The organism is Streptomyces sp. SID14478 (genome assembly GCF_010548525.1).
Classification (GTDB): Bacteria; Actinomycetota; Actinomycetes; order Streptomycetales; family Streptomycetaceae; genus Streptomyces.
On record NZ_JAAGMG010001378.1, the window covers coordinates 1 to 249 of the forward strand.

The 249-nt window shown below is 75.9% G+C and carries 1 pseudogene; it reads left to right on the top strand.

The annotated features are described in order from the left end of the window. A pseudogene (locus G3I40_RS43575) lies at positions 1-249 on the top strand (sensor histidine kinase); the annotation flags it as partial.

Consider the following 249-nt stretch of genomic DNA (forward strand, 5'->3'; position numbering starts at 1 on the left):
CTGGCGGCCGGCTCGCTGCCCGGCGCCCTGGAGCGGCTGTGCGCCACGGCGCCGGGGATGGCCGCCCGCTGCACGGTGAGCGGTACGCCGCTGGAGCTGCCCACCCCGTACGAGGTGGCGCTGCTGCGGATCGCCCAGTCGGCGCTCGGCAACACGGTGCGGCACTCCGACGCGCGGCGCGCCGAGATCACCCTGAGCTTCATGGAGACCTCCGTGGCCCTGGACGTGGTGGACGACGGCCGCGGCTTC